Genomic DNA, 12,034 nt, shown 5'->3' on the forward strand with positions numbered 1-12,034 from the left:
ACGCCTCGTCAGAAACGGCCCTTGAGCGATACGGTGACCGTACGCTTTTCGCCGTAGAAGTTGCCGTAGCCCGCATAACCAACCGTGCTGTAGTAGGTCTTGTCAAACAGGTTGCCGACATTCACGGCCACGCTCCAGTCCTTGTTGAACGCATAGGCAGCACGTGCAGACCAGACTGCGTAGCCCGGGGAAGTGAAGTTGTAAGGCGTCCAGGCTCCGTCATAACGGCCCGTAGCCGGGTTGTAAGCGCTGATGCCCGAGGCCCGGTAATTCGAGCTCTGCGCCACCACACCGCCGCCCACGCTCCAGCCGCGCAAATCGCCGCTCAAGCGATAGTCCGCCCAGGCCTTGAACAGATGGCGCGGCGTGACCGTGCTGAACTGGGCGCTGTCCTTGCGTCTGTCTTCGTTGCTGTTGTAGGTGTAGCCCACCGCCAGCTGGAGATTGGGAGTGATTCGCCCCGTCATCTCCAGATCGATGCCCTGGCTCAGCTTGAAGCCGTCGCGGAAGTAGCAGCAACCGCCGCGCCAATCGGTCTGGGGGTAAGCAGGGTCGTAAACGGCTTCGCCTTTCTTGTCGGTACGAAACAATGCCGCACTGGCGATCAGATTGGGGGTCAGCTCGCTTTTGACGCCCAGCTCGTAGGTACGGCCACGCACCGGATCCAGCGGTGTTCCAGGCAGCGGTGCAGAGAACTTTCCGGCCTGGGACTGATAGATCTCGGCGGTGCTGAAATACAGGTTGGTGGACTTGGTCAGCTCATGCATCAGCCCCATATAGGGCACAAAGACATTCGACTCCCGGCTATTGGCCGTGAGCGCGCCATTCATGTCGTGCTGGGTATTGCGATCCTGCAGCACATAGCGTCCGCCGAGCACCACGGACCAACGCTCCACGGGACGCAGGCGAATAGAGCCATAGAGGCCGCTCTTTTGCGTTTTTGTCTGCGAGCCGCTGGTCCAGTCACCGAGCGGATAGCCCGGGTCTTCCGGTGGGATCCGGTTGAAGACGTCGGCCGGCCCCACTCTCGGCCACAGGCTCCGGTAGGTGTTGCTGTTTCGGTGCTGATCGAAACCAAGGATCACATCGTGCCGTTGACCGAAGGCATCGAAGCCACCCTGCAAATTGATGTCGAAGCTGGTTTCACGCTCGCGCGACTTGGCTTGATGAATCCACCAGTCAGCCCCCTGCAGCGTGACGGGATCTGGCGAACTTTCAATCTCCGCGCCGTTCACGCCTTCGTTGAAGCGGGTGTGCCTTAGCTGGGTCTTGAGAAGCCAGTCGTTGCCGAGCTGCTGCTCCAGCTTGGCAAAGACCGTGGTGTTTTCGCGATTGATCCAGTTCCAGGGCGCGCCAAAGTTGGTATTGCGCGCAAAGCCGATATCGCTGCCGTCCGCGTAGCGCGGCAGGCTGGCATTGAAGCCCGTATTTCTATCTTTCTGATAGCTGGCACCCAGTGTGGCGACTGTGCTGGGCGTCAGGTCCATCTCCAGCGCCCCATACAGCATCTGCCGCTTGAGCTTGGAGGGCGTGGCCATTTCCTTGCGGTCATGGTTCACGGCCACGAAACGGCCGCGCAGAGTTCCGCTTTCGTTCAACGCACCCGTGGTGTCCAGCTCGGCGCGGTAGTTGCTCATGGTTCCGCCGGAAAGCAGAACCTGCGTCTGACGCTTGGCCTGGGGCCTTTTGTAGGTGAAGTTCAGAACCCCGCCCGCCTCGCCCGCGCCGAACAGACCGTCGGCCCCGCGCAGCACACTGACGCTGTCGAACTGCGCCATGTCCAGACTGCGGCTGCCTGAACGAGAGGAGCTGGCAGCACCGCCATCAAACCGGAAGTTGGTGATGTTCATGCCACGGGACAGATAGGTGGTGTCCAGCCAGGTCTCTTCGCGAGTGATCCCGGTGGTGTAGTTCATCACATCATCGAGCGTGCGCATGGCCTGATCGTCCATGCGCTGTCGGGTCACCACCGTCACCGATTGCGGAACCTCGCGCAGAGACTGCGCCGCCTTGCCGACTTCCACCGCGCCTGGCACATAGGAGTCACTCGACTCACCATAGACATTGGGAACGGCCTTCTCCTGCACGGTCACTTCCGCAAGTGTCGATCCAGCATCCTCCTGTGCATGACCGATACCGGGCAGCAGGCAAAGCACACTGACTGCCACAGCCGTGGCGTGAAGACGAAATGGCAAAGCCCCGGCTACGGGGCAAAACGAGCGTTCCAGCATGAGCGTAAAAAAACAAACCTGGGTGTTCTCTTCAGGCAGGGAATGCCGAAGAACCTATGACGCTGTGGCTGGAACGGAGAGACCGTATACGGGCTGGCAGCAAAGAACAGAACGAGAATCACTCTCAATTCCATTTGCGCGCAGATTGTAAAGCTCAGGTAAAAAAATTGCCACTGTTTTGTAAAACGATAGCACCTGTCTCTGCAGGCCGTATCGTTGCGCATCTGCCAGCCTGTTGCCTGGCTCATGTCCGGGCTAGTGCTATCCACACCAGGCATCAAGCTGGCTTCGGTGCATTAACAAGGCTGTCTGGCGCTGCGTGGCGTGGCGACTCACTCAGCAGCTTCCGATTGGAAAGTGGGCTTTTGCGAAGCGCCCGGCGCTTGGAAGATACCTGGCATGAGCGTCACTCAATGGCGGTAGCAGGCCCTCTTCCAAAGATGGCAGTGCTCATCGAGCACAAAGAAAAAGCCCCGGCTGCATGAACAACCGGGGCTTTTGTATCTTGGCAGGGGAAGAAGGATTCGAACCTTCGCATGCTGGAATCAAAATCCAGTGCCTTAACCAGCTTGGCGACTCCCCTAAAGAGATAGCGATTATAGCCCGGTTTTCCCCGGGTTTCAAAGAACACCCATTACCAAACAAAATCACGGTCAGCGAATCAATGCTTTGGTCCGAAGCATTCAACACTTGCCAATGCCTTTCGCTGCACCGAATCGACTTGTTTCTGGCCACCCACGTTTTCTGAGTCATGTGCCTGAGGCCCAGGCTTGCGGACCATGCGGCGGAGCAGTTCGTCCCCTTCTTGCCGCCTCTTCCATTGGCCCCACAGGGTAGCTTCAGCGGCGACAGTGGCGCTGCCCATCAGGTCGGGGATGCCTTGCTCGGCAAACATTGATGCATCGGACATAGCCACAAAGGCCCCAGATCGGCCGTGCAGTAGCAAAGGTGCAGCCCCCCTCACAGCGAGAGAGGGGTGCCGCACAAAGGCAAGCGACCTAAGGGAAGCGACCTCAGCCGCTCAGGGGAACAACGACTATGGGTTGCGCTGCAGATAGTCCACGGCCAGCGCGGCCAGCGAACGTGCACCGGTGGGCAGTTGCTTCTCGTCGATGTCGAACAGCGGCGAGTGGTTAGGCGCTGCCTTGGTGAAGTCCTGGCCTGCCGGCGGTGCACCCAGGAAGTAGAAGAATCCCGGCACTACTTTCTGGAACTCCGAAAAGTCCTCGGAACCGCTGACCTTTGGAATCACCATGGCCTTGCCGCCCAGGGCCAGCTTGAGCGCGGGCAGCGAGGCCTCGGTCAGTGCAGCCGGATTGGTAGTGACCGGATAGGCCACGGGGCCGAAGCGCACCTTGGCCTTGGCGCCGCTGGAGGCCGCGATCTGCTCGGCCGTGGCCGTGATTCGCTTGTGGGCTTCCTGACGCATGTCTTCGTCAAAGGTGCGCAGCGTGCCCTGCATCTCGACATTGTCGGGAATGATGTTGTAGCGCGTGCCGCCCTGGATGGAACCAATGGTCAGCACGGCCGGCTCCAGGCTGATGTTGAGCTGGCGGCTGACCACTGTCTGCAGGCCCAGCACCACCTGGCTGGCCGCGACGATGGGATCGACCGCACTCCACGGCGACGAGCCATGGCCGCCCCGGCCCTCGACCTGAATGTTCAGGCTGTCCGAGCCCGCCATCAGCGGCCCGCTGCGGTAGCCCACCATGCCCGAGGGAAGATTGGCCGTGATGTGCAGGCCGTAGATGGCCTGCACATCCTTGAGCACGCCGGCCTCCACCATGGCCTTGGCACCGAAACTGGGTACATGGCCATGGGCATCGGCTTCCACTGGAGCGCCTTCCTCGGCCGGCTGGAAGATGAACTTCACCGTGCCCGGCAGCCTGGTGCGCATGCCTGCCAGCGCCTCGGCCGCGCCCATGAGCATGGCCACGTGGGCATCGTGCCCGCAGGCATGCATGACCGAGACCTGCTTGCCCATGTACTGTGACTTGGCCTTGGAGGCAAAGGGCAGGCCCGTCTTCTCGGCCACGGGCAGTGCATCCATATCGGCGCGCAGGGCCACTGTCTTGCCCGGCTGGCCGCCGCGCAGCACCCCCACCACGCCCGTGCCGCCCACGCCGGTCTGCACCTCCATGCCCAGGCGGCGCAGGTGATCGGCCACCAGCTTGGCCGTGCGTTCCTCCTGGCCCGACAGTTCGGGATGCTGGTGAATGTCGCGACGCCACTCCACCATCTTGGGAGCCAGCGGCTCAATGGCAGCATCCAGCGCCGCCAGAGCCTGGGCATCCAGCCCCTGCGCGCTGGCTGCCAGCGGCAGGCCGCAGGCCAGCAAGCCGGCCAGCGCAATGCGGCGCAGGCCTGTGCTGGGTGGTGTGGAAAGCTTTGTCTCGGACCGTTTGTGAAGCATCTTCGTGACCCTGAAAAATGGCACAAGCAGTCATGCTAAAAGTGAAGCGCCTGTGACAGACACGGCGAAATCGCCATTCGAGGAGTCAGAAACGCCATGCCCCGAACCTTCGTCATCGAGCTGCCCTGCCTGGAGCACAGCGCCACAGGCCACGCCGCGCATCTCGTGGAGATGCTGCGCAGCGCCAACCTCGTTGCCAGCCTGCGCCTTGGCCGGCGCGCACCGCGCTTTGGCTGGCGCTGGGTCGATGGCCGGGGCCAGCCCCTGCCGGCCATGCCGCACACGGCCGAAGGCGCACTGGCCGAAGGTCCGGTACAAGCCGTCTTCGCAAGCGCGCTGCACTGCCCGGACATTCCATCCATCCGCGACATCGTCGCCGCGCATCCGGACCTCACGCAGCGCATCGCCACAGCCTTCGACCAGGGCCTGACCGTGTGTACGCTGGGCAGCGGCGCCTGGTTCGCGGCCGCCAGCGGGCGCGGCGAGGGCCGCCGTGTGGCCCTTCCCTGGTATTTCATGGGCGGATTCGGACTGGACTTTGCCAGCATAGAACTTGCCGAGGGCCAACCCTTTGTGGACGACAGGCCCTGGCTCAGTGCCTCCCACCCAGAAGCCCTGGTGCCCCTGGCTCTGGCGCTCACGCGACATGCCTTCGGCGACGAGCTGGCCGAGGCGCTGGCCGCCGTTGTGCAGCCCGATCCCCAGCGCGAACGCGCCACGCGCGCCGCCATGCAAGATCGCCGCATTCCCGCCACGCGGACCAGCGTGCTAGCCCATGCCATAGCCTGGCTGGAGACGCGCGTGGAGCAGCCCTATGACCTGCGGGCGCTGGCGGACGCGGTATCGGCCAGCCCGCGCACCCTGCTGCGCCATTTCCAGCAGGAGTTGGGGCACAGCCCACTCGATCACCTGCACCGCCTGCGCTGCGCACGGGCTCGTGTGCTGCTGGAGATCACGCTGGAGAGCGTGCCCTCCGTGGCGCTGGCCTGCGGATACGAGGATGCCTCGGCGTTCCGGCGGGTGTTCGCCCGGTATGTGGGAATGACGCCCGCGGCCTATCGGGAAAGGCATGCATTGAGGGCGCCGAGGAGGCGGTGGCGCGTGGCCGCCAGCGAGATTGCGCGGCCTTGAGTGCACCTGCAAGCTGGAGGAGATCTCATCTGATTGTCGCGGGCTTGTTCGGCAGGGGTTGCCACGATGCAGCCATCTCTACTTCGCACCATAGGCCCATGAGGAGATCCCTCTGCATTCACCTCACCCGCAAGCCGCGCCATTTCTCTTGAGGCCTGTGTCGCTCCCTGCCGGGGACAGACCAGGCCAGCAAGCCTAGTCCAACGTCACCTTGGCCTCACGGATCACTTTCCCCCATTTGGCGGTTTCCGCAGCAATGAAGCGATCGCATTCCTCGGGCGTCGATCCTTCGGCAAACGTGCCCATGGTCTGCTGCATGCGCTGCGTGATTTCAGGGCTGCGAATGATGCGAGCGACTTCGGCGGACATGCGCTGCACAATCTCCTTGGGCACTCCTGCCGGGGCAATCATTGCAGCCCAGGTACTGCCCATCAGCTCGGGAATGCCTTGCTCGGCAAACGTCGGTACATCGGGCAGCACCGCCAGCCGCTTGTCGCTGGCCACGCCGATGAGGCGGATGCGACCGGCCTTGGCAGGCTGGATCAGATTGGGCGGGGGATCGAGGAACAAGGGAATCTGGCCGCCCATGAGATCAGTCAGTGCCGGTGCGGCTCCCTTGTAAGGCACATGGGTCATGTCCGTCTTGGTCAGCAGCTTCAACAGCTCGGTCGTCAGATGCGCGCTGGAGCCGCTTCCCGAAGAGCCAAAGCTGACTTTGCCCGGATGCGCCTTGGCATAGGCAATCAGCTCCTGCGTGGTCTTGAACGGTGCATTGGTGGACACCGCTGCAACCAGCGGCGAGATCCCCATCAGAGATACGCCGACCAGATCCTTGCCGGGGTTGTAGGGCAGCTTGGGATACAGCGTGGTATTGGCCGCATAAGCGGCAATCACCACTCCGAACGTGTAGCCATCGGGCGCAGACTTTGCCACCTGATCCACACCGATGAGACTGTTCGCGCCCGGCTTGTTATCGATGACGATGGGCTGGCCCAGCGCTTTCTGCAAACCCACCTGCAGCAGGCGTGCCATCTGGTCGGTGAAGCCGCCCGCGGTGTAGGGAACCACGATGCGTATGGGCTTGGAGGGCCAGGGGCTCTGGGCCCAGACCGAGGGAGCCAGCATGGCGGCGCCGGCTGCGGCGCTCGATTGCAGAAAGCTGCGGCGAGATGTCGAAGGCATGAATGTCTCTTGGTTTTTTTCGGAAAAAGGTGCCGCGCGTCAGCGCGGCAGTGAAGGGCAAGGATGACTCAGTACCCGCGGGCCACATCCACCAGATTGAGCAAAGGCTCGCCCGCGCGCAGGCGGCGCAGGTTCTCCAGGCACTGACGGGCCACGGTATCGGCCGAGGCCTGGGCCGCGATATGCGGAGTGACAAAGGCCTTGGCGTGCCCCCATACCTTGTTGCCGGGCTGGGGCGGCTCCTCGCGCAGCACGTCCAGCGCGGCGCCGGCCAGATGGCCTTCGTCGAGCAGGGCCAGCAGTTCATCCTCGACCACCTGCTCGCCGCGCCCCACGTTGATGAAGTAGGCGCCGCGCGGCAACAAGGACAGCGTGCGGCGGTTCAGCAGATCGCGCGTCTCGGGCGTGAGCGGCAAGGCGCAGACCAGAATGTCGCTGGCGGACAGCAGTTGCTGCAGACCCTGGGCACCGCTGTGCGTGGTCAGGCCGGCAATGTTCTTGGCGCTGCGGCTCCAGCCAGCAACAGGATAGCCCACGGCCTGCATGGCAGCAGCCACGAAGCGGCCGACCTCGCCCAGACCCAGAATACCCACGCGGCAGTCGGCGCTGGCGCGCACGGGGCGGCGCAGCCAGTCTCCCGCCTGCTGCTGGCGTGCGAACAGATCCAGCTCGCGCGTATGGCGCAGCGCGGTGCCGACCACATACTGGGCAATCTCCACATGCTGCTGCGGATCGACCGTACGCGCCACGGGCAGGCCAGCCGGCAGATCGGGTACGGCCAGCAGTTTGTCCACGCCCGCACTGGGCGCGCACAGCAGCTTGAGCTTCGGATAGGCCGACAGCACGCCGGGCTTGAGGCTCCAGGCCAGCATGGTTTCGACCGCGTCGGCCGGCGCCTCGTCGCGATGGGCCCAGACCTGTACGTCGGGCGCCAGCGCGCGCAGCGACTCGACAATGGGCGCGCCCATGCTGGGGTGGATGTTGACCAGAATTCCCATTGATTTCTCCATGAATCTGAGCTCTGTTCGCTGCCTGCGAAACGGCAACAGCCCAAGCGAGGGACACCAAGCAAGGGCCGCCCCGCAGCGAGGGTGTCGTCCCCCTCCCGCGAAGCGAGAGAGGGGGAAGGCGCGCAGCGACTCAGGGGGTGTTAGTCCTTATAACTTGGATCGATGCGGTCCAGGCGGCGCAGCAGGCCCGGCCAGGCCAGGCCCGCGCCCTTGCCCTTGGTAACCTGGCGCGACTGGTTGACCGCGTCGGCAATGATGGTCTGTGGAATGCGCGTCAGCTCGCCGCCACCCGACTGTGCCAAGATCTGGATGCGGCAGGCCGACTCCAGCGTGTACATGGCCAGCACGGCCTCGGCCACGCTGCGTCCACAGGTCAGCAGGCCGTGATTGCGCAGGATGAGGAAGTTGCTGGCACCCAGATCGTCCACCAGGCGCGGCTTCTCGTCATCGCGCAGGGCCACGCCCTCGTAGTCATGGTAGGCCAGGCGCACCAGCGGGAAGATGGACTGCTGCGAAATGGGCAGCAGTCCATCCTTTTGCGCCGACACGGCAACGCCGTACCGGGTATGCGTGTGCAGCACGCACTGCACCTCGGGCCGGCCGTCGTGGATGGCGCTGTGGATGACGAAGCCGGCGGGGTTGACGTCGTACTCGCTCTCCATCAGCGGCTGGCCTTCGTGATCGACCTTGACCAGACTGGATGCCGTGATCTCGTCGAACAGCATGCCGTAGGGGTTGATCAGGAACTGGCCGGGCTGGCCCGGCACGCGCGCCGAGATATGGGTGAAGATCAGGTCGTCCCAGCCGAAGTGTGCGACCAGCCGATAGGCGGCAGCCAGCTCGACGCGGGTCTGCCACTCTTCGGGCGTCACCCGGCGGCGGACTTCGGACATCGTGGTGTCATGACTCATGGGATAGGTCTCGTGATGGGCATCGTGGAATGGAAGACAGGCTCAGCGTCCCGCAGCGTACTGATCGCGCAGTTCGCGCTTGAGCACCTTGCCGATGGCACTGCGCGGCAGCTCGGCGATGAAGCGTAGGTCGGCCAGGCGCTGGGTCTTGCCGGCTTGCTGGTTGTACCAGCCCATGATCTCCTCGGGCCGGGCCGGCTGGCCCGTGCGCGACACCACATAGGCCACTGGCGTCTCGCCCCATTGATCGGAGGGAACGCCGACCACGGCCACATCGTCCACGGCCGGGTGGACCCGCAGCTGAGCCTCCAGGTCGCTGGGGTAGATGTTGAAGCCGCCGCTGATGATCATGTCCTTGCGTCTATCGAACAGGGTCAGGAAGCCGTCGGCGTCGAAGCGGCCCACATCGCCCGTACGGATGAAGCGCTTGCCCGTGGCATCGAACCATTCGGCCTCACGCGTCTTGGCGGGCTGGCCGTGGTAGCCGGTCATCATGCTGGCCGAATGGCCCACGACCTCGCCGTCTGCGCCGGGGCCCAGCTCGCGGCCCTCCTCGTCGATGAGGCGGATGTCATGGCCTTCGGCGGGCTGGCCCACGGTGTGCAGCTTGTCCGGGTGCATATGGGCTTCAAGTATGCAGGTGCCCCCGCCTTCGGTCATGCCGTAGAACTCGGTGAGACTGCCTGGCCAGCGCGCCACCACATCGGCCTTGAGCTCGGCGCGAAACGGTGCACTGGTGCAGAACTTGGCCTGAAAGCTCGACAGGTCATGCTCGCCGAACTGCGGCAGTGCCATGATGCGCTGGTACTGCACAGGCACCAGCATGGTGTGGGTGACGCGGTGCTGCTGGGCCAGTTGCAGATAGCGCGCCGCGTCGAACTTGGGCATGAGCACCACGCAGCCGCCGCTGCCCAGCGTGGGGAAGAACACCACCAGCGTGGTGTTGGAGTACAGCGGCGTGGCCACTAGCGTCGTACCCTCGGGGCCGTAGCCGTAGACTCCGCCCCGGTTGATATGGGTCCAGCGCATGCCGTGCGACTGCACGATGCCCTTGGGAGTCCCCGTGGTGCCAGAGGAATAGATGATGTTGAACGCAGCCTCGGGCTCCACACTCACGGCTGCGGGCTGCGCGCCTTCGGGTGCCAGCCAGTCCTCGAAGGCTCTGCCCGGCACCGCGCCGTCCAGCGAGATGCATTGCAGCCCGGTGTCTGCGGGCACCAGGTCCTGAGCCGCCTTGTCGAGGAACAGGTGACGCGCCTGGGCATCGCGCAGCATGGAAGCCAGGCTCTCGGCAGTGGAGGATGGCGCCAGCGGCGCGACCACCACGCCCGCGCGCAAGGCTCCGAGGAATAGCACGGCATAGCGCACGGAACTCAACGCGCAGATGGCAATGGCCTGGCCCGGCTGCACGCCGTCGCGCTGTAGCGCGGCGGCCACGCGGTCCATGAGGACGTCGAGCTGGGCATAGCTCAGGGCCTGCTGGTCGTCACGCAGCGCGGCATGGTCGGGCTGCTGGCGCGCATGGCTGCGGATCAGCTCGGCCAGCGTGGTGAAGGGGGCATCGGGAGAAGGCAGGCGGACAGTCATGAAGGCTCCGTTTCAGGAATGGCAAGCAGGCTGCGCCTGCGAGCCCCCGGCCCTGCAGGCGCTTGGGCAGACAGCGGCTTATTTGGCAGCCAGACCCAGTCGGTCTATCAGTATCTTGTCCTTGGCAAAGGCCTCCCTGGCCCATTGCGCATAGTCGGCGCCCGAGCGGTACCAAGCGTCCTGGTTGAGCTGCCTGAGCACCTCGACGTGGCGCGGATCGTCCATGGCCTTCTTGAAGGCATCGTGCAGCTTGCGCACCACCGCCGGATCCATGCCCTTGGGGCCGGCCAGGCCGTAGGGCGAGGTGGAGACCACGCCATAGCCCAGCTCCTTGGCCGTGGGCACGTCGGGCCAGCGCTGGGTGCGCTTTTCGCCAAAGGTCATGAGCAGGCGCATCTGGCCGCCATTCACATAGGTGTCCCAACCCGAGGCATCGCTTTGCGCGGCCACATGACCGCCCAGCAAGGCCTGCTGCAGGTCGGCGTTGCCCTTGAAAGGCACATGGTTGAGAGTGACCTTGGCGTTCTCGGCCAGCTCCTCCATCAGCAGATGCGGCGAGGAACCTATGCCCGTGGAGCCGTATTCGATCTTGCCAGGAGTCTTGCGTGCGGCGGCGATGTACTCGTTGAAACTCTTGTAGGGAGAGTCCGATCGCACCGTGAAACCGAAGGTATAGCCCGAGACACCGATGATGTAGGTGAAGTCCGTGACCGGGTTCCAGGCGGTCTTTTGCATATGCGCCATGCGCAGCATGGACATGGGGAACTGGGTGATGGTGTAGCCGTCGGGCTTGGCGGTGCGCGCCATGGCACCGGGACCCAGCGTGCCGCCAGCGCCGGGCTTGTTCTCGACGATGATGGGCTGGCCCAGCTGCTTGCCCGCAATATCGGCCAGCGTACGCATATGGCGGTCGGTGGGGCCACCGGCCGGGAACGGCACTATCAGCGTGACGGGCCGCGCAGGATAGTCGCCGGACTGTGCCCAGGCTGATGCGCCGGTGCCAGCGGCAGTCAAAAAGGCGGCTGTGGCGAGAACCAGGCTGCGGCGGTCAAGGGAAATCTGCATGTCTTGTCTCCTGAATCTCTGAACCAGGTGGGGCCGGGGCACATACCTTGTGTGCCGCTCTGGCCAGGGCCCGGACACCGTTGTCCGGGCCGTGCATTGCCATGGCAATGCTTAGATCGTCTTCACCAGCTCCGGCACTGCCTGGAACAGGTCGGCTTCCAGACCGTAATCAGCCACCGAGAAGATCGGTGCTTCGGGGTCCTTGTTGATCGCCACGATCACCTTGGAGTCCTTCATGCCCGCCAGATGCTGGATCGCGCCAGAAATACCGCAGGCAATGTACAGCTGCGGCGCCACGATCTTGCCGGTCTGGCCCACCTGCAGGTCGTTGGGGGCGTAGCCCGCATCGACAGCAGCGCGGCTGGCACCGATGGCGGCACCCAGCTTGTCGGCCAGCGGCGACATGACTTCCTGGAATTTCTCGGCCGAGCCCAGCGCGCGACCGCCGGAGACGATGATCTTGGCGGCCGTCAGCTCGGGACGCTCGCTCTTGGTCACTTCGCG

The 12,034-nt window shown here is 64.1% G+C and carries 9 protein-coding genes and 1 tRNA gene; 1 reads left to right on the plus strand and 9 read right to left on the minus strand.

Annotated elements, in window-relative coordinates:
* Positions 1-8: 8 nt before the first annotated feature.
* The 3 genes from ACLBXN_RS20550 to ACLBXN_RS20560 all read right to left on the minus strand — a co-directional run bounded on the left by ACLBXN_RS20550 (position 9) and on the right by ACLBXN_RS20560 (position 4,644).
* Positions 9-2,195, minus strand: coding sequence for a TonB-dependent siderophore receptor (locus tag ACLBXN_RS20550; RefSeq protein ID WP_230630238.1), 2,187 nt, complete (start codon positions 2,193-2,195; stop codon positions 9-11).
* 542 nt (positions 2,196-2,737) lie between these two features.
* Positions 2,738-2,814, minus strand: a tRNA-Gln gene (locus ACLBXN_RS20555).
* Positions 2,815-3,267: 453 nt separating this feature from the next.
* A complete protein-coding gene (locus tag ACLBXN_RS20560) occupies positions 3,268-4,644 on the minus strand; it encodes an amidohydrolase (protein WP_447613378.1) in 1,377 nt (458 codons plus the stop codon).
* A gap of 96 nt (positions 4,645-4,740) precedes the next feature.
* On the opposite strand from ACLBXN_RS20560, the gene ACLBXN_RS20565 reads away from it, so the two are divergent.
* A complete protein-coding gene (locus ACLBXN_RS20565) occupies positions 4,741-5,775 on the plus strand; it encodes a GlxA family transcriptional regulator (RefSeq protein WP_447613379.1) in 1,035 nt (344 codons plus the stop codon).
* Positions 5,776-5,970: 195 nt separating this feature from the next.
* On the opposite strand, the gene ACLBXN_RS20570 is transcribed toward ACLBXN_RS20565, so the two are convergent.
* The 6 genes from ACLBXN_RS20570 to ACLBXN_RS20595 form a co-directional block, all read right to left on the minus strand.
* The gene (locus tag ACLBXN_RS20570) at positions 5,971-6,957 is read right to left on the minus strand and encodes a tripartite tricarboxylate transporter substrate binding protein (protein ID WP_447613380.1); all 987 of its coding nucleotides are present in this window, start codon (positions 6,955-6,957) and stop codon (positions 5,971-5,973) included.
* Between the two features lie 68 nt (positions 6,958-7,025).
* Positions 7,026-7,955: a 2-hydroxyacid dehydrogenase gene (locus tag ACLBXN_RS20575; RefSeq protein ID WP_447613381.1), complete on the minus strand. Its 930-nt coding sequence runs from the start codon at positions 7,953-7,955 to the stop codon at positions 7,026-7,028.
* A gap of 152 nt (positions 7,956-8,107) precedes the next feature.
* On the minus strand, positions 8,108-8,878 hold the full coding sequence (locus tag ACLBXN_RS20580) for a class II aldolase/adducin family protein (RefSeq protein ID WP_447613382.1): 771 nt from the start codon (positions 8,876-8,878) through the stop codon (positions 8,108-8,110).
* A gap of 42 nt (positions 8,879-8,920) precedes the next feature.
* Positions 8,921-10,465, minus strand: coding sequence for a class I adenylate-forming enzyme family protein (locus ACLBXN_RS20585; protein WP_447613383.1), 1,545 nt, complete (start codon positions 10,463-10,465; stop codon positions 8,921-8,923).
* Positions 10,466-10,543: 78 nt separating this feature from the next.
* A complete protein-coding gene (locus ACLBXN_RS20590) occupies positions 10,544-11,530 on the minus strand; it encodes a tripartite tricarboxylate transporter substrate binding protein (protein WP_043007790.1) in 987 nt (328 codons plus the stop codon).
* Positions 11,531-11,641: 111 nt separating this feature from the next.
* The coding region (locus tag ACLBXN_RS20595) for an electron transfer flavoprotein subunit alpha/FixB family protein (RefSeq protein ID WP_343679204.1) at positions 11,642-12,034 on the minus strand (393 nt) is incomplete at its 5' end.

The sequence above is a fragment of the Comamonas sp. C24C genome (assembly GCF_053345995.1).

Coding starts and splice junctions, on each gene's coding strand:
- ACLBXN_RS20575 (WP_447613381.1), bottom strand. CDS start 7,955: ATGGGAATTCTGGTCAACATCCACCCCAGCATGGGCGCGCCCATTGTC.
- ACLBXN_RS20580 (WP_447613382.1), bottom strand. CDS start 8,878: ATGAGTCATGACACCACGATGTCCGAAGTCCGCCGCCGGGTGACGCCC.
- ACLBXN_RS20570 (WP_447613380.1), bottom strand. CDS start 6,957: ATGCCTTCGACATCTCGCCGCAGCTTTCTGCAATCGAGCGCCGCAGCC.
- ACLBXN_RS20560 (WP_447613378.1), bottom strand. CDS start 4,644: ATGCTTCACAAACGGTCCGAGACAAAGCTTTCCACACCACCCAGCACA.
- ACLBXN_RS20585 (WP_447613383.1), bottom strand. CDS start 10,465: ATGACTGTCCGCCTGCCTTCTCCCGATGCCCCCTTCACCACGCTGGCC.
- ACLBXN_RS20565 (WP_447613379.1), top strand. CDS start 4,741: ATGCCCCGAACCTTCGTCATCGAGCTGCCCTGCCTGGAGCACAGCGCC.
- ACLBXN_RS20590 (WP_043007790.1), bottom strand. CDS start 11,530: ATGCAGATTTCCCTTGACCGCCGCAGCCTGGTTCTCGCCACAGCCGCC.